This is a genomic window from Streptomyces sp. NPDC017890 (assembly GCF_044328675.1).
GTDB lineage: Bacteria > Actinomycetota > Actinomycetes > Streptomycetales > Streptomycetaceae > Streptomyces.
The window spans coordinates 117,585-137,463 of the sequence record NZ_JBIRHU010000013.1; the positions used below are offsets into that span (position 1 = coordinate 117,585).

Consider the following 19,879-nt stretch of genomic DNA (forward strand, 5'->3'; position numbering starts at 1 on the left):
GTTCGACGGTACGTGCGGTTTTGGGGCCTCACCCTCCGGATGGGCGGAAGTTCCGACCACGGGAGGACGGGGCGGCCCGGCGAGTGGTGCCGTAGTACTACGGGGCGTGGACCGCGGGACCGTGCGGGTCCCCGAGCGCGCGCCGGAACGTCAGAGCGGGGCGCCCGTCGAGCCGCGTCTCGCCGGTCCGGACGAACCCGGTGCGGACCAGCACGGCCTGTGAGGCGGCGTTCTCCGGTGTGGTCGCGGCCCGCAGCGCGGTCAGGCCGTACCCGCGCGCGGCGAGGGCGCAGACCTCCCGTACGGCCCGCGTGGCCAGGCCCCGCCCGGCGGCCCGCTCGGCGATCCGGTAACCGAGCTCGGCGACGCCGTGCTCCACGTCCACGATGTTGACCCGGCCGAGCACCTCGCCGCCGGGAGCGACCAGCACGTGGAAGTGGCAGACCCCGGCCTCCTGCTCGGCCAGCCGCGCGCGGAGCATCTCGTCGAACCGGGTGAAGAAGTCCTCGCCCCGGTCGGGCACCGAGGCGGCGAACCACGCCCGGTTCTCCCGCTCGAAGGCGAGGAGGGCGGGCGCGTGGCCGGACCGCAGCCGTTGCAGCCGGGGCTGCCCGGCCGGCCCGTTCGGCGCGGGCAGCGCGGCCGGCCCGTACGGCCGGGGCAGCGCGGTCGGCTCGGTCACGGGCGTCAGGCGCCGTCCCGCGCCGCCCGCTCGAGCGCGGCGTCGCGCCCCCGCACGTACCAGATGCCGATCAGTCCGAGCCCGGCGCCGGCCAGGCAGGTCCACACCCACCAGGCGTGCCCGCGGTCGTCGAACCAGCCGTAGAAGGGCAACTGGACGAGGAAGAGGACGAACCAGAGGACGGTGCCGCCGATGATGGTCGCGACCACGGGGCCTTCCAGGGGCTCCGGCGCCTCGTGCGTGGGTGTCCACTTCGTCATGCGTACAGCTTACGAGGAGGGCCGCCGGTGGGGTGACGGCACGGCGCCACTCCGGGTCTACGCGCGGAGATAGCGATCTGGGGCTCATACGTTCATACTGAATCCGTTTGTCTCTGACCACTTTCATTCGTAGGAAGCACCAATAAGGCCGTGGGGGAACCTGTTGGTGATGAGGTCCCGCATGTCCACCTCGGCCTCCGCCAAGGTCCCCCCGTCCCCCGAGTCGCCGGAGGACCGGCGGCCCCCGCATAACGCGCTCGATCGCTACTTCCGGATCTCCGAGCGCGGCAGCACCCTGCCCCGCGAGATCCGCGGCGGTCTCGCCACCTTCTTCGCGATGGCCTACATCATCGTGCTGAACCCGATCATCCTGGGCAGCGCGAAGGACATGTACGGCAACCAGCTCGACAACGGTCAGCTGGTCACCGCGACCGCCCTGACGGCGGCGTTCACCACGCTCCTGATGGGCGTCATCGGCAACGTCCCGATCGCGCTGGCCGCCGGCCTGGGCGTGAACTCCGTCGTCGCCCTCCAGCTCGCCCCGCGGATGTCCTGGCCGGACGCCATGGGCATGGTGGTGCTGGCGGGTTTCGTCGTCATGCTGCTGGTCGCCACCGGCCTGCGTGAGCGCGTGATGAACGCCGTGCCCTACGGCCTGCGCAAGGCCATCGCCATCGGTATCGGCCTGTTCATCATGCTGATCGGCCTCGTCGACTCCGGGTTCATCACCCGGATGCCGGACGCCGCCCAGACCACCGTCCCGCTCCAGCTGGGCACCGGCGGACATCTGCTGGGCTGGCCGGTGCTGGTCTTCGCCCTCGGTGTGCTGCTCACCCTGGCGCTGATCGTCCGCAAGACCCCCGGCGCGATCCTGATCTCCATCGTGGTGATGACCGTCGTCGCGATGATCATCAACGCGGTCGCAGACATCCCGTCCTGGGGCCTGACCACCCCGGAGTGGCCCGGCAACCCCGTCGCCACCCCCGACTTCGGCCTGGTCGGCGAGGTCAGCCTGTTCGGCGGGTTCGAGAAGGTCGGCATCCTGACCGGCGTGCTGTTCGTGTTCACCGTCCTGCTGTCGTGCTTCTTCGACGCGATGGGCACGATCATGGCCGTCAGCGACGAGGCGAAGCTGACCGACGGCGAGGGCCAGATGCCGGGCATCAACAAGGTCCTGTTCGTCGACGGCATCGCGGTCGCCGCGGGCGGAGCCAGCTCCGCTTCGGCGACGACCTGCTTCGTGGAGTCCACGGCAGGCGTCGGCGAGGGTGCGCGCACCGGCTTCGCGAACATCGTCAGCGGCGCGCTGTTCGCCGTGGCCCTGTTCCTCACGCCGGTCGCCACGATGGTGCCCTCCCAGGCGGCCACCCCGGCGCTGGTCGCGGTCGGCTTCCTGATCCTGGCCGGCTCGATCAGGGAGATCGACTGGAGCGACTTCACGATCGCCGTCCCGGCGTTCGTGACGATGCTGATGATGCCGTTCAGCTACTCGATCACCAACGGCATCGGCATGGGCTTCATCACCTTCTCGGTGCTGCGTCTGGCGGCCGGGCGGGGCCGGGAGGTGCCGGTCACCATGTACGCGGTGTCCGCGGTGTTCGCCTTCTACTACCTGATGCCGGCCCTGGGGCTCACCTGACCGGCGTGATCAGCGCCTGACCGGTGGGGCTCAGGTGACGTCGTAGAACCGTTCCGTCTCCTCCACGGCGGACTGGAACCGCTCGTCGAAGTCATTCCGAATGAGCGTCCGGACGACATAGTCCTGGACGCTCATTCCCCTTTTCGCCGCGTGGTGCCGGAGCCGGTCGAGCAGCTCCCCGTCCATCCGCAGGCTGAGCACGCTGGTCCCCATGGGCACGAGGGTCACCCCCACCGACCGGACGATGCCCTGATTTCCGGAAACAGCTCACTCGTACGGGTGAACCCTGGGTTTCAGTGGCGGGCGTCACGCGTGTGGGTGAGTGAGCGGTGGTATTTCGCGAGACTAATGAGTTAAGCTAAGGAACATGCCGGACCTCAACCATGGCGACGACGCCGCCGCCGTGAACTCCCTGCGCTCCGCCGTGATGCGGCTGTCCCGTCGGCTCAAGCACCAGAGGGTCGACGAGTCGCTGAGCCCCACCGAGATGTCGGTGCTCGGGACCCTGTCCAACTGCGGCAGCGCGACCCCGGGCGAGCTCGCCCGCAAGGAACACGTCCAGCCGCCCTCGATGACCCGCATCGTGGCTCTCCTGGAGGCCAAGGGACTGGTCCGTCTGGAGCCGCACCCCGAGGACCGGCGCCAGAAGGTCGTGACGCAGACCGAGCAGGCGGTGGTCATGCTCGAGGAGAGCCGCCGCAAGCGGAACGCGTTCCTGGCCACGCTGGTCGAGGGACTCGACGAGGACGAGTGGGCGAAACTGCGCGCCGCCGCCCCCGTGCTGGAGAAGCTCGCACACCGGTAAGCAGCATTCGCGAGGAGGCGAACCCTTTTGAGTACGGGATCCGGAGCAGCTTCCGCCCCCGCACCTGACGGCCACGACGACCCGACCACCCCCGACGCCCCCCGCAGGGCGTCGATGTTCGCCTCCCTGAAGGTCAGGAACTACCGCCTGTTCTTCCTGGGCCAGGTCGTCTCCAACATCGGCACCTGGATGCAGCGCATCGCCCAGGACTGGCTGGTGCTCAGCCTCACCGGCTCCTCGGCCGCCGTCGGCATCACCACGGCCCTGCAGTTCCTGCCGATGCTGCTCTTCGGCCTCTACGGCGGCGTCCTCGTCGACCGCCTGCGCAAGCGGCCCACCCTGCTGGTCACCCAGTCCGCGATGGCCCTGACGGCGCTCTTCCTCGCCGTCCTCACCCTGACCGGCCACGTCGAGGTCTGGCACGTGTACGTCGCCGCCTTCGCGATGGGACTGGCGACCGTCGTCGACAACCCCGCCCGCCAGTCCTTCGTCGCCGAGCTGGTCGGCCGGGACCAGTTGCAGAACGCGGTCAGTCTCAACTCGGCCAACTTCCAGTCCGCGCGGCTGGTCGGCCCCGCCGTCGCCGGTCTGATGATCACCGGGGTGGGTACCGGCTGGGCGTTCCTCGCCAACGGCCTGTCCTTCGTCGCGCCGCTGACCTGCCTGGTGCTGATGCGCGCCCGCGACCTGCACGCCGTCCAGCGCGCCCCGCGCGGCAAGGGACAGCTGCGGGAGGGCCTGCACTACGTCGCCGGACGCCCCGAGCTGATCTGGACGATCACCCTGGTCGGTTTCATCGGCACCTTCGGCTTCAACTTCCCGGTCTTCCTGTCCGCCTTCGCCGACGACGTCTTCCAGGCGGGTGCCGGCGCCTACAGTCTCTTCAACACGCTCATGGCGGTCGGCTCGGTCACCGGCGCCCTGCTCGCCGCCCGGCGCGGCACGGCGCGGCTGCGGGTGCTGATCGCGGCGGCCCTGGCTTTCGGCGCCCTGGAGATCGTGGCGTCGACGGCGCCCGCGCTGTGGCTGTTCGCGTTGCTGATGGTCCCGATAGGCGTCTTCAGCATGACGGTCAACGTCACCGCCAACACCAGCATCCAGATGTCCACCGACCCGGCCATGCGGGGCCGCGTCATGGCCCTGTACATGATGGTCTTCCTCGGCGGCTCCCCGGTGGGCGCGCCGATCGTCGGCTGGGTCACGGACACCTACGGCGCCCGGGCCGGCTTCGCGGCGGGCGGCGCCGTCGCGGCCACCGCGGCGCTCGTCATCGGCCTGGTCCTGGCCCGCGTCGGCAATCTGCGCCTGTCGGTCGGCTGGCACCGCGGCCACCCGCAGGTGCGGTTCGTGCCGCGGGAGCGGCGGGGGCAGCTGGCGTCGGCGGCGTAGCCGGTCCGGTCCCGGTCCCCGGATCAGTCGCGGGGGAAGTCGTCGGTCCTGAGGGCGAGGCCGACGACGGTGCCGGTCAGGTCGACGTCCTCACCGAAACCGAAGCTGACGAAGCCGTGGTACTTGCCGTCCTGCGGCAGGGTGTGCAGATGCCACTCGCCCGCGTACGGGTCCACGATCAGGTACACCGGGACTCCGGCGGCCGCGTAGGCGTCCTTCTTGGGGCCGTGGTCGTTGCCGGCCGTGCTCCGGGAGATGACCTCGGCGACGAACTCCACGTCCTCGGGGAGCCAGTGGCCCTTGTCGTCCCGCCGGGCGCCCTCGGCCAGGGCGACGACGTCGGAGGCGAAGCCGTTGAGATGCCCCGGGTAGTCCATACGGACGTCGGACTTGACGCGCTTGCGCGGGTACTTGGTGCGCAGTTGCTCGACGATGTCCAGGATGATGTCCCAGCGGGTGTCCCGCTGCGGCGTCATGAAGATGTGACCCCCGACGATCTCGGTCTTGTATCCCTCGGGGACGGGCATCTTCTCGAGCCACTCGAACATGACGTCCAGAGTCAGCCCGGTGCTCTCTTCGGCCATCTCGATCCTGTCGTCAAGGACAGTCATCGTGGCGCTCCTCCCCGGCCGCCCCCGACGCGAGTGCGACCGCGCGGTACAACGATACGCACGGTGACCAGGCCACGCGCGGACGTACGCGTGTTCTCCGGGGGAGACTGGCCGGCATGAGACTGTTCGCCGCCGTACTGCCCCCCGAGGACGTCGCCGCCGCCCTCGCCGCCGAGGTGGCCGCGTTGCGGAGGCTGCCCGGGGCGGACGGGCTGCGCTGGACCGGCCGCCCGGGGTGGCACTTCACGCTGGCCTTCTACGGGGAGGTCGACGACGACCTCGTACCGGACCTGTCGGCCCGCCTGGAGCGGGCCGCCCGCCGCACCGCCCCCTTCCGGCTGGCGTTGCGCGGGGGCGGTCAGTTCGGGCACGGGCGGGCCCTGTGGGCGGGAGCGGAGGGCGATCTGGCGACCCTGCGGCTGCTCGCCGACCGTGCCGAGTCGGCGGCGCGCAGGGCGGGCGTCCCGATGGGGGAGCACCGGCGCTACAAGCCCCACCTGACGGTGGCCCGCAGCCGGGCGGCGTTCGACGTCGCCCCGTACGTCGGGGCACTGGACGGTTTCACGAGCCGCACCTGGACCGTGACGGACCTGGCGCTGGTCCGCAGCAACCTGCCGAGGTCGGGGGTGCCGGGCGAACAGCCCCGTTACGAGACGGTCGCCCGCAGCCCGCTCGGCGCGTCCGGTTAGGCTCGGGGGCGTGGACCCGAAGACCCGTAACCGGATCATGGCCGGTGTGCTCGTAGTGATGATGCTCGTGGTGGCGGTGGCGGCGGCGCTCGGCTGAGGAGCCGTGAGGCGGCCGCCGCCCTCTCACGCCGTCACCAGGCGAACGCCTCCGGCGAAGGCCCCGGCCCCGGGAAGATCTCGTCCAGCCCGGTCAGCAGCTCGTCCGACAGCTCCAGCTCCACGGCACGCAGCGCCGACGCGAGCTGCTCCGCGGTGCGCGGACCCACGATCGGGCCGGTCACGCCGGGCCGGGTCAGCAGCCAGGCCAGCGCGGCCTCGCCGGGCTCGACGCCGTGCTTGTCGAGCAGGTCCTCGTAGGCCTGGACCTGAGCGCGGCCGGCCGGGTCGGCGAGGGTGTCGGCGGCCCGCCCGGAGGCACGGCGTCCGCCCTGCACCTCCTTCTTCAGGACGCCGCCGAGCAGCCCGCCGTGCAGCGGCGACCAGGGGATGACTCCGAGGCCGTAGTCCTGCGCGGCCGGGATGACCTCCATCTCGGCGCGGCGCTCGGCCAGGTTGTACAGGCACTGCTCGCTGACCAGCCCGATGGTGCCGCCGCGCCGGGCGGCGGCCTCGTTGGCCTGGGCGATCTTGTAACCGGGGAAGTTGGAGGATCCGGCGTAGAGGATCTTGCCCTGCTGGACCAGTACGTCGACGGCCTGCCAGATCTCGTCGAATCCGGTGGCGCGGTCGATGTGGTGGAACTGGTACAGGTCGATGCGGTCGGTCCGGAGCCGCTTGAGGCTGGCGTCGACGGCCCGCCGGATGTTCACGGCGGACAGCTTGTCGTGGTTGGGCCACGCCTCGCCTTCTGCGCCCATGTTGCCGTAGACCTTGGTGGCCAGGACGGTCCTGTCCCGCCGGTCGCCGCCCTTGGCGAACCAGTTGCCGATGATCTCTTCGGTACGGCCCTTGTTCTCACCCCACCCATACACATTTGCAGTGTCGAAGAAGTTGATGCCGGCGTCCAGCGCCGCGTCCATGATCGCGTGGCTGTCGGCCTCGTCGGTCTGCGGGCCGAAGTTCATGGTCCCGAGGACGAGCCGGCTGACCTTGAGTCCTGTGCGTCCGAGCTGCGTGTACTTCATGGTCCCCAAGCCAACGACTTGGAGTGCGCTCCAGGCAAGCGGGTCCGTGCGGTCAGTCGCGGGGGAAGGTGTCGGTTCTGAGGGTGAGGCCGAGGACGGTGTCGGTGAGGTCCAGCTCCTGCCCGAAGGCGACCCTGGTCTCGGTCGTGTAGTCGCCGTCCTTGGGGTGCGTGAAGATGTGGCAGCGCCCCTGGTACGGATCGGCGATGAGGTAGAGGGGGACCTCGGCGGCGGCGTAGGCGAGCTTCTTGGGGCCGTAGTCGTTGGCGGCGGTGCCCTGGGAGATGACCTCGGCGACGAACTCGACGTCCTCGTGGCGCCAGTGGCCCGTGTCGTCCTGCTCGGCTCCGTCGCGGAGCTTGGCCACGTCCGGGCAGAAGCCGTTCTCGTGGCCGGGGAAGTCGATGCGGACGTCCGAGAAGACCGGAACGTCCATGCCGAACCGGTCCTCGATGGGCCGTACGATCCGGCGGATGATTGCCCAATGCGTGTCCCGCTGCGGTGTCATGTGGACGTTGCCCCCGACGATCTCGACCCTGAATCCTTCGGGGACGGGCATGCGCTCCAGTCGCTCGAACCACTCGTCCAAGTGCTGAGTGCTGCTGTCGGCCATGGCGATCCTGTCGTCAGGGAGGGTCATCGTCGCGCTCCTCCCCGGCCGCCTCACGGACGAGTACAGCCGCGCGGTACAACGATACGCACGGCGACCGGGACACAGGAGAACGCGCATATGCCAGAACGGGACCGGGTCCGGGACCGCACCGACCACCTCGTCCGGGCGGTCCGGGCGGTCCGGGCGGCCTACGGGGCCGGGGAGCAGGGCCCGCCCAGCCCCCACTCCTCGTCCATCGCCTCCGCGAACGCCTCCGCGATCTTGTGCTCGCCGCTCTCGTTGGGATGCGTGCCGTCGTACGTGTCCGTGTGGAAGTCGTACGTCGCCGGCGGCGGGACGAGGAGCAGTGAGGAGCGCGGGTCGTCGAGGTCGGCGGTCGTCTTCGCGAGGAGGTCGTTGAAGCGGGCGACCTGCTCGGCGAAGGTCTCGTCGGCCTCCACCCGGATGTTCGGGATGACCGGCATCACGGCCATGCGCACGCGCGGGTTGGCCGACCGCGCCTCGGCGACGAAGGCCCGGACGTTGTCGTTGGTCTGCTCCGCGTTCGTGTAGAAGCCGAGGTCTATCAGGCCGAGGGAGACCAGGAGCACGTCCGCGCGGAAGGCCCGTACCGTCTCGCCGATCAGCGGAGCCATGTGGTGCCAGCCCTCGCCCCAGCCGGCCAGGTGGGCGCGGGGGAAGTCCGGGTCGGCGTAGGCGTACGAGGTGGGGGCGTCCGTCGACCGGTCGTGCAGCGTCTCGCGGGGGCCGACGAACGTGAAGGGACGGCCGCAGGAGTCGCGCAGGTGCTGCCACATGCGGTAGCGCCACGTGTGTTCGCCCGCGCTCCCGATCGTCATGGAGTCACCGACAAACATGAACCTGAGCATCCGCTCATCATGGACGATCGGCCTGGCCGACGCGATGTGAGCCCGACCACCTGGGGAGGCCCGTACCGTGAACGCCCGCGCGGGATGGCAGTCTTGGCGCATGCGCCGATCTTTCGCCCTCCTCGCCTCGGCCCTTCTCGTGGGCGCGTTCGCCGCGCCCGCCTCCGCCGCCGGCGGGGTCGCCGGGAGCGACGGCTTCACGATCAGGGACCCGCGCATCACCGAGTCCAGCGGCCTCGCCGCCTCCCGCCTGCACCCCGGCGTCTACTGGACCCACAACGACCAGGACAACGGGCCGTACCTCTACGCGGTGGACGGCTCCACCGGCGAGACCGTCGCCCGCGTCGCGCTCGCGGGAGTCGGCACGCCCCGGGACGTCGAGGCGATCTCCATCGGGCCGGACAACCGGATCCTCGTCGGCGACATCGGGGACAACGACGGCGTGTCCTGGCCGCACGTGTGGATCTACGAGCTGCCCGAGCCGACGGAGCTGAAGGACCAGACGGTCAAGGCGACGCAGTACGTCGTGAAGTACGCGGACGGCTCCCGGGACGCGGAGTCGATGGTCGTCCACCCGAAGACCGGGCGGGTCTACATCATCGACAAGAACGAGGACGGCGGGCACCTGTACGAGGGTCCGGCGAAACTCTCCGCGTCCGGCACCAACGTCTTCCGGCGTGCCGCCCCCGTCGAACTCTGGTCCACCGACGCCGCCTTCTCCCCGGACGGCGAGCACCTCGCCGTGCGCGGCTACCTCGGGGGCGTCTGGTACGACTGGAACGGCGGGCAGATCCAGCGCAAGGGGCGGATCAGCGTGCCGCTCGGCCAGGGCGAGTCCGTCACCTACACCACCGACGGCGAGAAGCTGCTGCTCGGGATGGAGGGCGCGTCCAGCCCCGTGAAGGCCGAGGACGCGCCCGGGGGCGGCGGCGGGGCGGGAGGCTCCGACGCCTCCGGTGAGGGCTCCGGCGGGACCGACGGGCCGGACGGGCCGGACGGGACCGGCGGGGACACCCTCAAGGTCGGGGCGGTCGGGCTGGTCGTCGCGTGCGCCGCCGTGTTCTTCGGGCTACGACGGCTCTTCCGCCGCCGCTGAGCCGTTCGCCGCGCGGCGCGCGGCCACCAGCGCCTCCAGCCCGTCCAGGATGCGCTGCAGCCCGAACCCGAAGTGGTCGAAGTCGGGGCCGAAGCTGTCCTCGGACAGGGAGGCCAGGGCCGGGTAGCGCCCGCTGGTCATGGCCTTCTCCAGCACCGGCTGCTGGGCGGCCCAGAACTGCGCGTCCGTCATCCCGGAGCGGCGTTCGGCCTCCGCCTCGTACACCTGCGTGCGGGCGGCGCCGACGACGTACCCGTCGATCATGATGATCACCGACACCAGCTCGGGGTCGGTCAGACCCATCGGCCTGATCCGGGTGAGCACCTTCTCCATGCCGTCCAGGGCGCTCGGGCCGAGGACCGGGCGGGTCTGGTTGACCTCCAGCAGCCAGGTGTGGCGGCGGTAGAGGGCGAGGGTGGCGCGGCCGAGTGCCTCCAGCGCCGAGCGCCAGCCGCCGTCGCCGAAGTCGCCGGGTTCCTCGGACGTGCGCTGCACGCGGTCCAGCATCAGGTCGATCAGCTCGCCCTTGCCGGGGACGTAGCGGTACAGGGACATGGTGCCGGTGCCCAGCTCGGTGGCGATCCGGCGCATGGAGACCGCGCCGAGCCCGTCGCGGTCCGCGACCTCGACGGCGGCCTCCACGATCCGCTCCAGCGTCAGACCCGGTTTGGGCCCCCGGCTGGGCCGCCTGCCGGTGTCCCACAACAGGTCGAGGGTGCGCCCGATGTCACCGCTGCCGCTGCTCTCCGTAGCGCTTGCCATGAGGTCAGTCTAGATCCCGGAGACAAAACCGGGTACGCCGTACGCGCAGAACTGGGTACGGTGTACTCGGAATCGGGTACGGTGTACTCAGTGAGGGAGTGAGAGGGGGACCCATGAGCGACGGATACGCGGTACGGGCCGAGGGGCTGGAGAAGCGGTACGGCGAGAAGCGCGCCCTCGACGGCTTCGACCTGGCCGTCCGTGAGGGCACCGTGCACGGCCTGCTGGGGCCGAACGGCGCCGGGAAGACCACTGCCGTGCGCATCCTGTCCACGCTGATCCGGCTGGACGGGGGACGGGCCGAGGTGGCGGGCCTCGACGTCGGCCGGCAGGCGCGCGAGGTACGGGCGCGGATCGGGGTCACCGGGCAGTACGCGGCCGTGGACGAGGTGCTCACCGGCCGGCAGAACCTGGAGATGTTCGGACGCCTGTTCCACCTGGGCGGAGGGAGGGCCCGCGCCCGCGCCGTCGAGCTGCTGGAGCAGTTCGACCTGACCGACGCCGCCGACCGGGGCGTCGGCAAGTACAGCGGCGGCATGCGGCGCCGCCTCGACCTCGCCGCGTCGATGATCCTCGCCCCGTCCGTGCTGTTCCTGGACGAGCCGACGACGGGCCTCGACCCCCGCAGCCGCGGCGAGGTCTGGGACTCCGTCCGCGCGCTGGTGGCGAACGGCACGACCGTGCTGCTGACCACGCAGTACCTGGAGGAGGCCGACAGGCTCGCCTCCCACATCACCGTCATCGACCGGGGCAGGTCCATCGCCGACGACACCCCGGACGGGCTGAAGAACCTGGTCGGCGGCGACCGCGTCGAGGTCGTGGTCGCCGAGCGGGCCGAGATACCGAGGGTGGTGAAGGTGGTCGCCCGCGTCTGCGACGGCGAACCCGAGGCCGACGAGGGGTCGCTGCGGGTGCACGCCCCGGTCACCGACCGGGTGTCCGCTTTGACCGAGGTGGCGCGCACCCTCCAGGACGAGGGTGTCCGGGTGGAGGACATCGGGCTGCGCAGGCCGAGCCTCGACGACGTGTTCCTGCGCCTGACCGGACACCGTACGAGTGCCGGACACCGTACGAGTGCGGAGAAGGAGGCGGTGGCGGCATGAGCGCCCTCGACCTGACCACGGGTGCCACGCGTGAGCGCGGCCGTCTGTACTGGCTCCTCGCCGACTGCGGCAACATCGTCCGTCGCGGCCTGACCCACTACCAGCGCCAGCCCGTCAACATCGCCTGGCAGCTGGGCTTCCCGATCCTGTCCGTCCTCCTCTACGGCTACGTCTTCGGCAGCGCGATGACCGTGCCGGGCGGCGGGGACTACAAGGACTTCCTGATGCCGGGCATGTTCGTGATGAGCATGGCGTTCGGCTTCATCAACACGGCGACCGTCGTCGTGTACGACTCGACCAAGGGCGTCATCGACCGGTTCCGTTCCATGCCGATGTCCTCCTCGGCGGTGGTGGCGGGACGCGGGGCGACCGACCTCGTGGTCGCCTGTGCCGAGCTGGCCATCATGATGCTGACGGCGCTGGCCATGGGCTGGCGGCCGGACGGCGGCTGGGGCTTTCTGGCCGCGTTCGGGCTGTTGCTGTGGCTGCGGTTCGCGCTGATCTGGGTCGGCGTGTGGCTGGGCCTGCTCGTTCCCAACCCGGAGGCGGCGGGCGGCCTGTTCGCGGTGGCGTTCCCGCTGACGATGATCTCCAGTATCTTCGTCGCCCCGCAGCTCATGCCGGACTGGCTGGGCTGGGTGGCCGCCTGGAACCCGATCTCCTCCACGGCCGCGGCGGCCCGCGAGCTGTTCGGCACGCCGGTCGGGGGCGGCGACTCCTGGATCGAGCAGCACGCGCTGCTGATGGCGGGCGTGTGGCCGGTGGGCCTGACGGCGGTCTTCCTGCCGCTGGCCGTGCGGCGCTTCCAGCGGCTGAGCCGATAGGGGCGGGAGAGCGATGAGGGGCGCCCGGCGAATGCCGGGCGCCCCTCATCGTCGTCCTGCGAGAGTGGTGATCAGAGCTTCTCGATCACGTAGTCGACGCACTTGGTCAGCGCCTCGACGTCCGCCGGGTCGATCGCCGGGAACATCGCGACGCGCAGCTGGTTGCGGCCGAGCTTGCGGTACGGCTCGGTGTCCACGATGCCGTTGGCGCGCAGCACCTTGGCGACGGCGGCGGCGTCGATGTCGTCGGAGAAGTCGATGGTGCCGATGACCTGCGAACGCTTGGCCGGGTCCGAGACGAACGGGTCGGCGTACTTGGCCGCCTCCGCCCAGGCGTACAGGCGGGACGAGGAGTCCTTGGTGCGGCCGGTGGTGAAGTCCAGGCCGCCCTGGCCGTTCATCCAGTCCAGCTGCTCGCCCAGGAGGAACAGGGTGGCCAGCGCCGGGGTGTTGTACGTCTGGTTCTTGCGGGAGTTGTCGATCGCCGTCGGCAGCGAGAAGAACTCCGGGACGTGCCGGCCGCTCGCGTGGATCCGCTCGGCGCGCTCGATCGCGGCCGGGGAGAAGACGCCGATCCACAGGCCGCCGTCGGAGGCGAAGGACTTCTGCGGGGCGAAGTAGTAGACGTCGGTCTCGGCGATGTCGACCGGCAGGCCGCCGGCGCCGGACGTCGCGTCGACCAGCACGAGGGAGCCCTCGTCGGCGCCGGCGACCCGCTTGACGGGCATGGCGACGCCGGTCGAGGTCTCGTTGTGCGTGAACGCGTACACGTCCACGCCGGCCTCGGCCCGCGCCTCGGGGTGCGTGCCCGGGTCGGAGGAGACGACGGTCGGCTCGGCCAGCCACGGGGCGAGCTTCGCGGCCTTGGCGAACTTGGAGGAGAACTCGCCGAAGCTCAGGTGCTGCGACTTGTTCTCGATCAGGCCGTGGGTCGCGACGTCCCAGAACGCGGTGGAGCCGCCGTTGCCGAGGATCACCTCGTAGCCGTCGGGGAGCCGGAACAGCTCGCGGATGCCCTCACGGACCTTGCCGACCAGGTTCTTCACCGGGGCCTGGCGGTGGGAGGTGCCGAGGAGGGACGTACCGGTGGCGGCCAGGGCGTCCAGCGCCTCCACCCGCACCTTGGAGGGGCCCGCGCCGAATCGACCGTCCGCGGGCTTGATGTCAGCAGGAATCTGGATCTCAGCCACGAGCCGGAGGGTATCCCGTCGGCCAAACCGGACGAAGACATGTCCGTCCGATGAGACGAGATCTCCACCTCGCGGACCTGTACTGAGCTACAAGACCCCATCCTGGACGCATGACCGATCTGGAGGCAGCACTGCGCACGGCCGTCCGGGGCGAGGTCGGGTTCGACGTCACCTCCCGGGCCCTGACCACCATGGACGCGTCCAACTACCGCAGGGTCCCGCTCGGTGTGGTGGCACCGAGAGACGCCGACGACGTGGCGGCCGCGCTGGAGGTGTGCCGGGCGCGCGGGGTGCCGGTCGTCGCGCGGGGCGGGGGGACGTCGATCGCGGGGCAGGCCACCGGCACGGGTGTCGTCCTGGACTTCACCCGGCACATGAACCGGCTGGTCTCGCTCGACCCGGCGACGCGAACGGCAGTCGTCCAGCCGGGTCTGGTCCTCGACAGCCTCCAGCAGGCCGCCGCCCCGCACGGCCTGCGCTTCGGCCCCGACCCCTCCACCCACAGCCGGTGCACGCTCGGCGGAATGATCGGCAACAACTCGTGCGGCTCCCACTCGGTGGCTTGGGGCACGACGGCGGACAGCGTGCGCGAGCTGACGGTGCTCACCGCGCGGGGGGAGCGGCTGCGGCTCGGGCAGGAGTGGGCCGGGGCGCCCGAGGGCCTGCGCGAGCTGGTCGACGGTGACCTGGCCCGCCTGCGCACCGGCTTCCCCGACCTGCCCCGCCGCATCTCCGGCTACGCGCTGGACGCGCTGCTGCCGGAGAAGGGCGCGGACGTGGCCCGCTCCTTCTGCGGCTCGGAGGGCACGCTGGGCGTGCTGACCGAGGCGGTGGTCCGGCTGGTCGAGGCGCCGCGCGCGCGGGCGCTGGCGGTGCTCGGGTACGCCGACGAGGCCGGGGCGGCGGAGGCTGCGGCCGGACTGCTGCCGCTCGGGCCGCTGACGGTGGAGGGCATGGCGGCGGACCTGGTGCCGGTGCCGGCCGCGGCCGGGCTGCCCCGGGGCGGGGCGTGGCTGTTCGTGGAGACGGGCGGGGAGACGGAGGCGGAGGCACGCGCGCGGGCGGAGGCCGTGGTCCGTGCGGCGGACGTCGTGGACGCGCTGGTGGTGACCGACCCGGCCGGGCAGCGGGCGCTGTGGCGGATCCGGGAGGACGCGAGCGGCACGGCGACGCGGATGCCGGACGGAGCGGAGGCGTGGCCCGGCTGGGAGGACTGCGCGGTGCCGCCGGAGCGGCTGGGCGCCTACCTGCGGGACTTCCGGGGCCTGCTGACCGCCCACGGTCTGCGCGGCACCCCGTACGGGCACTTCGGCGACGGCTGCATCCACGTACGCATCGACTTCGACCTGCTGACGGAGGCCGGGGTCGCCGGCTTCCGCCGCTTCTCGCAGGAGCTGGCCGACCTGGTGGTGGCGCACGGCGGCTCGCTGTCCGGGGAGCACGGGGACGGGCAGGCGCGGGCGGAGCTGCTGCCGAGGATGTACGGGCAGGAGACCGTCGCCCTCTTCGAGCGCGCGAAGGCCGTCTGGGACCCGGACGACCTCCTCAACCCGGGCATGCTGGTCCGCCCTGCCCCGCTCGACGCGAACCTCCGCTTCTCCGTCCTGCCGCGTGAGCCGGTGGACGTGGCGTTCGGCTACCCGTCCGACGGCGGCGACTTCTCGGCGGCGGTACGGCGCTGCGTCGGGGTCGCCAAGTGCCGTACGACGTCGGCGGCCGGGGCCGGGGTGATGTGCCCGTCGTTCCGGGCGACCGGTGAGGAGGAACACTCCACGCGCGGGCGTGCCCGGCTGCTGCACGAGATGCTCGCCGGTGAGCTGGTGACCGACGGCTGGCGCTCCACGGAGGTCCGCGACGCCCTCGACCTGTGCCTGTCCTGCAAGGGCTGCCGCTCCGACTGCCCGGTCGAGGTCGACATGGCCACGTACAAGGCGGAGTTCCTGCACCACCACTACGCCGGCCGCCGCCGCCCGGCCGCCCACTACGCGATGGGGTGGCTGCCGGTGTGGCTGCGGTGGGCGGCGCGTACGCGTACGGCGCCGGTCGTCAACGCGCTGGCGTCCGTGGGGCCGTTGGCGGCGGTGGCGAAACGGCTGGGCGGGATCGCGGGGGAGCGGGAGGTGCCGCGGCTGGCGGGGGAGACGTTCAGCAGGTGGTGGCGCGGGCGGCGTGCGGGTGCCGGACGGTCCGGGCGGCCGGGGACCGGGACTAGTACCGGTGCCAGTAGCGGGGCCCGTACCGGTGCCAGTAGCGGGACCCGTACCGGTGCCAGTACCGGGACCCGTACCGGTGCCAGTACCGGGTCCGGGTCCGGCGATCTGGTCGTCCTGTGGCCGGACACCTTCACCGAGCACCTGTCACCGGCCGTGGGCCGGGCGGCCGTACGAGTGCTGGAGGCGGCGGGGCTGCGGGTCGCGTTGCCGCCGACGCTGCGGCCGCGGGGCGGGCGCGTCGGGGACGGCACGACGAAGTCGCCGACCGCGCTGCTGACGGCCCGCCGGGGCCGGGTCTGCTGCGGACTGACATACGTGTCGACGGGCCAACTGGACCGCGCCCGAGCGGTGATGCGCCGCACCCTGGACCTGATGGCCCCGGTGCTGGAGACATCCGCGCCGGTCGTCGTCCTGGAACCGAGCTGCGCCGCCGCCCTGCGCACCGACCTGCCCGAGCTGCTGCACGACGACCCACGGGCGGCTCGGCTCGCCGCCCGGGTCCTGACCTTCGCGGAGGCCCTGGAGCGCCACGCCCCCGGCTGGACCCCACCCGCCCTGGACCGTCCGGTCACCGGCCAGACCCACTGCCACCAGCACGCGGTCCTGGGCGACGCGGCCGACCGCCGCCTGCGCGAGGCGGCCGGCCTCACCGGCGAGCTGAGCGGAGGCTGCTGCGGCCTTGCGGGCAACTTCGGCTTCGAGGCCGGTCACTACGAGGTCTCCGCCGCCTGCGCTGAGGACCAGCTGCTCCCGGCGGTGCGCGAGGCGCCGGAGGGGGCGGTGGTCCTGGCGGACGGCTTCTCCTGCCGGACACAACTGGAGCAGCTGGGCGGGGTGCGGGGGCGGCATCTGGCGGAGGTGCTGGCGGAGGGGCTGGCGGGGGAGTGAGTGCCGGGCGGGGGCCGGTGGTCCCTACGGCCGGTGGAACTCGACCTCGGGCCGGGAAGGCGTGGGGCCGTCGAGTACCGGCTGGGGAACGCCACGCAGATGGAGATCGAAGAAGGCGGCGACATAGTCGCGGGTGAGAGACCAGCCTCGCTCACCTGGGAGCGGATACTCCGCATCCGTCACGCCCAGCTGGTACCCCAGCCAGGAGAAGTCGGTGAAGGAGTAGTGCCCGGCTCCCTCGACGGTGAGCCACCGCTTCCAGCCGTGCAGGCGGTTCCAGGCGCCGGGCCAGTCGCTGTCGCCGCTGCCCGGACGGTGGACGGACTCCGCGCCGACCATCATGAACGGCCGTCGGCCGAGTCCGGCCCCGGCGTCCTCCACGAAGAAGCTCCCGTCGAGATCGACACCCGCCCGCACACGCCGGTCGGCTGCCATGGTCGCCGCGGCGGCCGCTCCTCCGATCGAGTGCCCGGCGATTCCGATCCGCCGCGAGTCGATCACGCGGGACAGCGCGCCGGCGGTCCTTCGGTCCGTCAGCTCGTCGATCACGAACGACAGATCGGTGGCACGCCCGCGTACGACGGCCGCCTGCTCCGGACCCGGATCGACCTCTTCGCACGCCACGCAGGGCAGCATCCGGCCGCCGGGGAACTCCGTACCGACGGACTCGTACGCGTGGTCCACGGCGGCGACGACGTAGCCGCGACTGGCCAGGTCCTCGGCGAGCGAGGTGAGCGTGGTGCGCGGCATCCCGAAGCCGGGGGACAGCAGTACCAGGGGGAACCGGCCCGGTGCCCAGGGAGCGGAGACCCGGCCATGCGTACGCGTTCCGGCGATCGTCGCGGCCGGTACGACCCCGTCGAGTCCTCTGTTCTCCAGAAGGAGTTGTGCCTCGCCCTCGGTCATGTACGCGGCCGGTGGTCCGCCCCCGGCCGGGCGGGCGGGGTAGGACACGGACACCAGCAGCTCCCGGCCCTCCGCCGTCGGCACCCAGGGGTCCGCGCGGTGCCGGTCGACGAGGTGCAGGGTGTGGTGGCCCACGGGATGGGGGCCGGTGGGGGTGGGCAACTCCAGGCCCGCGGTGGCAGGTGGGGCCTGGCCCGTCCGGGCCACCGGGCGGACGTCCTGAGCGGCCGAGGCCGGCGCGGCGCCCAGCAGCGGGAGGGACAGGGCGCACGTGAGCAACGTGGCCAGAGCGGTTCTGCGTGATCGCCTGTTCATGTGTTCGAAGGTAGGTGCGAACGGTGCCCAACGCGTCAGGCTTCGGCGGGACTTGGCCGTACGACCGTGGCATGATCCCGACGGCCGGGATGGGACCGTGGGATCACACGGGTCCCCCGGTGCGGATGGGCGGCGGAGGGATCGCCCGGTAGGGCCCGTGGGACGGACCGGGGTGGTGCCGGCACCACCCCAGGGGCGGTGGCTGACCGGCTGCTGTCGTGATCCGTAACTTCCTAGTGTCTTCCTCATGTTGAAGAAGACAGCACACGCAGCCGTCGCCCTCGCCCTGACCGCGGGCACCGTGGCCGCGGCGGGTACCGCCACCGCGGCGGCAGGACGCGACGCCACCGCGGCGGCAGGACGCGACGGCGGGGTCGTCGTACGCACCGACAAGGGTTCGCTGCGCGGGACTGCCGCCGGCGCGGTAAGCACCTTCCAGGGCATCCCCTACGCCGCCCCGCCCACCGGGGAACGCCGCTGGGCGCCCCCGGCGCCCGCGAGACGCTGGCACGGGGTGCGGGACGCCACCGAACCGGGCGCCGCCTGCCCCCAGACCGGGGCCGTCCCGCCGGCCGGCCCCGCCTCCTCCACCGAGGACTGCCTCTTCCTCGACGTCACCGTTCCGCGCGCCGCGTCCGACAGGCCGCGAGCTGTGATGGTCTACCTGCACGGTGGTGACCACACCGACGGCTCGGGTGCCATGCACGGCGCCCGGAGGCTGGCCGCCCAGGGCGACGTGATCGTGGTGACGGTCAACTACCGCCTCGGCGCCCTGGGGTATCTCGCCCACCCGGACCTGGAACGCCGGGCCGAGTCCGGCAACTACGGCTTCCTCGACCAGCAGGCGGCGCTGCGCTGGGTGGAGCGCAACGCCGCCGCCTTCGGCGGAGACCCGCACCACGTGACGCTCTTCGGAGAGTCCGCCGGCGCCACCAGCACGTGCGCCCACCTGGTCGCACCGTCCTCCGCGGGCCTCTTCGACCGGGTCGTTCTGCAGAGCGGTGCCTGCCTGCGCCCCGACGCGGCGCGTGAGCGCGCCGACGCCCTGAGCGATGGCGAGGACGCCGCCGAGGCGATCGGAGAAAGGGCCACGGGCAGCGGCGGGACGGCGGACTGGCGTACGGCGGACCCCCGGCACATGGTGTACGTCTTCGGGCGGGGTCCCTTTGCGTACGGGCCGGTCTACGGCGGCAAGCTGCTGCCGCGCAGTCCGCAGGAGGCCTTCGCCACCGGCAGGTACAACAAGGTGCCCGTGCTGCAGGGCATCAACCGCGAGGAGGACCGCGCGATGGTGTACGGGGCGGAGCTGGCCAAGAGGCACGCGACCCAGGACCCGCAAGCCACCCTCGACGAGGCCGACTACCGCGCCCGCCTGGAGGAGGACTTCGGCCCGGAGAAGGCCGCCGCCGTCGCCGCCCGCTACCCCGTCTCCGCGTACGGCGGCAGCGCGGCCCTCGCCCTGTCGGCGGTCCTCACCGACGCCGGCCAGGCCCGCCACACCGTCGACACCGGCCGCGCGCTCGCCCGCGGTGGTGCCCGGACCTACACCTACGAGTTCGCCGACCGGGAGACCCCCTGGTACGCCGATGCCGAAACGTACGCCAAGCCCTCCTTCCCGATGGGCGCCGCGCACACCTTCGAGCTCCCCTACCTCTTCGAGCTCACCGAGTTCGAGCCGCTCACCGAGCCCCAGCGGGCTCTGTCGGACGCGATGATCCGCATCTGGTCCGACTTCGCCCGCAGCGGCGAAGCCCCGTGGAAGGCGACCACTCCCGCCGCGTTGAACGCGCAGTCCCTCGCGTCGGGACCGGGCGGCATTCGCCCGGTCGACTTCGCGAAGGACCACCAGTACGACTTCTGGAAGTCCCTGGGCTGACCCCGGCCGCACGGAGGTCCGAGGA

The 19,879-nt window shown here is 71.9% G+C and carries 19 protein-coding genes; 9 read left to right on the top strand and 10 right to left on the bottom strand.

The genetic code is table 11. The features are described from left to right. Positions 1 to 97 precede the first annotated feature (97 nt). Together ACH4F2_RS18840 and ACH4F2_RS18845 are read right to left on the bottom strand one after the other, a co-directional pair. Positions 98 to 637, bottom strand: a complete 540-nt coding sequence (locus tag ACH4F2_RS18840; RefSeq protein ID WP_398133921.1) for a GNAT family N-acetyltransferase — start codon at positions 635 to 637, stop codon at positions 98 to 100. Between the two features lie 50 nt (positions 638 to 687). Continuing rightward, a complete protein-coding gene (locus tag ACH4F2_RS18845; protein ID WP_398133823.1) occupies positions 688 to 942 on the bottom strand; it encodes a DUF2530 domain-containing protein in 255 nt (84 codons plus the stop codon). Positions 943 to 1,123: 181 nt separating this feature from the next. Here ACH4F2_RS18845 and ACH4F2_RS18850 point away from each other — a divergent pair, with 181 nt between their 5' ends. Then, on the top strand, positions 1,124 to 2,581 hold the full coding sequence (locus tag ACH4F2_RS18850; protein WP_398133824.1) for an NCS2 family permease: 1,458 nt from the start codon (positions 1,124 to 1,126) through the stop codon (positions 2,579 to 2,581). Positions 2,582 to 2,611: 30 nt separating this feature from the next. On the opposite strand, the gene ACH4F2_RS18855 is transcribed toward ACH4F2_RS18850, so the two are convergent. Beyond that, positions 2,612 to 2,794, bottom strand: coding sequence for a ribbon-helix-helix protein, CopG family (locus ACH4F2_RS18855; protein ID WP_398133825.1), 183 nt, complete (start codon positions 2,792 to 2,794; stop codon positions 2,612 to 2,614). A 154-nt stretch (positions 2,795 to 2,948) separates the two neighbouring features. Between ACH4F2_RS18855 and ACH4F2_RS18860 the strand changes: the two genes are divergently transcribed. Both ACH4F2_RS18860 and ACH4F2_RS18865 read left to right on the top strand, forming a co-directional pair. Next, entirely contained in the window at positions 2,949 to 3,386 is a 438-nt protein-coding gene (locus tag ACH4F2_RS18860; RefSeq protein ID WP_381386255.1) for a MarR family winged helix-turn-helix transcriptional regulator, read from the top strand. Positions 3,387 to 3,413: 27 nt separating this feature from the next. Beyond that, positions 3,414 to 4,775: an MFS transporter gene (locus ACH4F2_RS18865; protein WP_398133826.1), complete on the top strand. Its 1,362-nt coding sequence runs from the start codon at positions 3,414 to 3,416 to the stop codon at positions 4,773 to 4,775. A 23-nt stretch (positions 4,776 to 4,798) separates the two neighbouring features. On the opposite strand, the gene ACH4F2_RS18870 is transcribed toward ACH4F2_RS18865, so the two are convergent. Further along, on the bottom strand, positions 4,799 to 5,386 hold the full coding sequence (locus ACH4F2_RS18870) for a Uma2 family endonuclease (RefSeq protein ID WP_398133827.1): 588 nt from the start codon (positions 5,384 to 5,386) through the stop codon (positions 4,799 to 4,801). A 116-nt stretch (positions 5,387 to 5,502) separates the two neighbouring features. On the opposite strand from ACH4F2_RS18870, the gene thpR reads away from it, so the two are divergent. Beyond that, the gene (gene thpR, locus ACH4F2_RS18875) at positions 5,503 to 6,075 is read left to right on the top strand and encodes an RNA 2',3'-cyclic phosphodiesterase (RefSeq protein ID WP_398133828.1); all 573 of its coding nucleotides are present in this window, start codon (positions 5,503 to 5,505) and stop codon (positions 6,073 to 6,075) included. A 131-nt stretch (positions 6,076 to 6,206) separates the two neighbouring features. Here the strand turns inward: thpR and ACH4F2_RS18880 are convergent, their stop codons facing one another. The 3 genes from ACH4F2_RS18880 to ACH4F2_RS18890 all read right to left on the bottom strand — a co-directional run bounded on the left by ACH4F2_RS18880 (position 6,207) and on the right by ACH4F2_RS18890 (position 8,681). Next, the gene (locus tag ACH4F2_RS18880; protein WP_398133829.1) at positions 6,207 to 7,199 is read right to left on the bottom strand and encodes an aldo/keto reductase; all 993 of its coding nucleotides are present in this window, start codon (positions 7,197 to 7,199) and stop codon (positions 6,207 to 6,209) included. Positions 7,200 to 7,251: 52 nt separating this feature from the next. Beyond that, positions 7,252 to 7,839 carry a Uma2 family endonuclease gene (locus ACH4F2_RS18885; RefSeq protein ID WP_398133830.1) on the bottom strand — a complete coding sequence of 196 codons (588 nt, stop codon included), beginning with the start codon at positions 7,837 to 7,839 and terminating at the stop codon, positions 7,252 to 7,254. A 161-nt stretch (positions 7,840 to 8,000) separates the two neighbouring features. After that, on the bottom strand, positions 8,001 to 8,681 hold the full coding sequence (locus ACH4F2_RS18890; RefSeq protein WP_398133831.1) for an SGNH/GDSL hydrolase family protein: 681 nt from the start codon (positions 8,679 to 8,681) through the stop codon (positions 8,001 to 8,003). Between the two features lie 100 nt (positions 8,682 to 8,781). Here ACH4F2_RS18890 and ACH4F2_RS18895 point away from each other — a divergent pair, with 100 nt between their 5' ends. After that, the gene (locus ACH4F2_RS18895; RefSeq protein WP_398133832.1) at positions 8,782 to 9,777 is read left to right on the top strand and encodes a WD40 repeat domain-containing protein; all 996 of its coding nucleotides are present in this window, start codon (positions 8,782 to 8,784) and stop codon (positions 9,775 to 9,777) included. Here ACH4F2_RS18895 and ACH4F2_RS18900 read toward each other — a convergent pair. Next, positions 9,751 to 10,539: a TetR/AcrR family transcriptional regulator gene (locus tag ACH4F2_RS18900; protein ID WP_398133833.1), complete on the bottom strand. Its 789-nt coding sequence runs from the start codon at positions 10,537 to 10,539 to the stop codon at positions 9,751 to 9,753. The two genes, ACH4F2_RS18895 and ACH4F2_RS18900, sit on opposite strands and share 27 nt — an antisense overlap. Positions 10,540 to 10,652: 113 nt before the next feature. Between ACH4F2_RS18900 and ACH4F2_RS18905 the strand changes: the two genes are divergently transcribed. Further along, positions 10,653 to 11,642 carry an ATP-binding cassette domain-containing protein gene (locus ACH4F2_RS18905; protein WP_398133834.1) on the top strand — a complete coding sequence of 330 codons (990 nt, stop codon included), beginning with the start codon at positions 10,653 to 10,655 and terminating at the stop codon, positions 11,640 to 11,642. Then, positions 11,639 to 12,466 (top strand): ABC transporter permease, encoded by an 828-nt coding sequence (locus tag ACH4F2_RS18910; RefSeq protein ID WP_398133835.1) that lies wholly within the window; start codon positions 11,639 to 11,641, stop codon positions 12,464 to 12,466. Before ACH4F2_RS18905 ends, ACH4F2_RS18910 begins: the two co-directional genes overlap by 4 nt. A 71-nt stretch (positions 12,467 to 12,537) precedes the next feature. Here the strand turns inward: ACH4F2_RS18910 and serC are convergent, their stop codons facing one another. Continuing rightward, positions 12,538 to 13,656, bottom strand: a complete 1,119-nt coding sequence (serC, locus tag ACH4F2_RS18915) for a phosphoserine transaminase (RefSeq protein WP_398133836.1) — start codon at positions 13,654 to 13,656, stop codon at positions 12,538 to 12,540. A 110-nt stretch (positions 13,657 to 13,766) separates the two neighbouring features. On the opposite strand from serC, the gene ACH4F2_RS18920 reads away from it, so the two are divergent. Further along, positions 13,767 to 16,757 carry an FAD-binding and (Fe-S)-binding domain-containing protein gene (locus ACH4F2_RS18920; RefSeq protein WP_398133837.1) on the top strand — a complete coding sequence of 997 codons (2,991 nt, stop codon included), beginning with the start codon at positions 13,767 to 13,769 and terminating at the stop codon, positions 16,755 to 16,757. A gap of 24 nt (positions 16,758 to 16,781) precedes the next feature. Here ACH4F2_RS18920 and ACH4F2_RS18925 read toward each other — a convergent pair whose 3' ends face one another. Next, positions 16,782 to 17,978 (bottom strand): alpha/beta hydrolase family protein, encoded by a 1,197-nt coding sequence (locus tag ACH4F2_RS18925; protein WP_398133838.1) that lies wholly within the window; start codon positions 17,976 to 17,978, stop codon positions 16,782 to 16,784. Positions 17,979 to 18,225: 247 nt separating this feature from the next. Between ACH4F2_RS18925 and ACH4F2_RS18930 the strand changes: the two genes are divergently transcribed. Next, complete coding sequence (locus tag ACH4F2_RS18930) at positions 18,226 to 19,854, top strand: carboxylesterase/lipase family protein (RefSeq protein WP_398133839.1); 1,629 nt, start codon at positions 18,226 to 18,228, stop codon at positions 19,852 to 19,854. The last annotated feature ends 25 nt before the right edge of the window (positions 19,855 to 19,879 follow it).